General features: G+C 63.7%; 1 protein-coding gene. It reads left to right on the plus strand.

Going from position 1 to position 677, the window contains the following annotated elements; all coding sequences use genetic code 11:
* Positions 1–87: 87 nt before the first annotated feature.
* Positions 88–677: sulfite exporter TauE/SafE family protein (locus tag AAFM29_RS05015; protein ID WP_341711752.1), on the plus strand; the 590-nt coding region annotated here is incomplete at its 3' end.

A 677-nucleotide genomic window follows, 5' to 3' on the forward strand; every position in this document is an offset into this window, starting at 1 on the left:
CGTCCGCAGGTCTATTGGCACGCCATGCTCAAGGGCCACGAAGGGCTGGCCGAACCGGCCCTTAGGAAAGACTGAGGCGCGGTACCTATGGACACGATCTACCTACTCACCGGCGCGCTTTCGGGTGCTGCCGTGGGTTTCGTACTTGGCCTGATCGGTGGCGGAGGGTCGATCCTCGCAGTGCCGCTGATGGTTTACCTGGTCGGCGTGCCCAGTCCGCATGTTGCAATCGGGACCAGCGCGCTGGCGGTCGCGGCCAATGCACTGGCCGGACTCGTCAACCATGCGCGGGCCAAGACCGTGAAGTGGAAATGCGGGTCGATGTATGCCGCAGCCGGTGTCGTCGGCGCCTTCGCGGGTTCGACGCTGGGCAAGAATTTCGACGGGCACAAGCTGCTGTTCCTGTTCGCGCTGCTGATGATCGTGGTTGGCGCTTTGATGCTGCGCGGTCGCGGCGCGGTGTCCGATGCCGATGTTGTGCTGAGCCGCCAGAACGCACCGAAGCTCTTCGTCTATGGCATGGGCACGGGCGCATTCTCGGGCTTCTTCGGTATCGGCGGTGGCTTCCTGATCGTGCCCGGCCTGATCGCGGCGACGCGCATGCCGATCGGCAATGCCGTTGGAACCAGCCTGGTGGCAGTGACTGCATTCGGGATCACAACTGCGGCGAATTATTC

The sequence above is a fragment of the Erythrobacter sp. genome (assembly GCF_038133525.1).
GTDB lineage: Bacteria > Pseudomonadota > Alphaproteobacteria > Sphingomonadales > Sphingomonadaceae > Qipengyuania.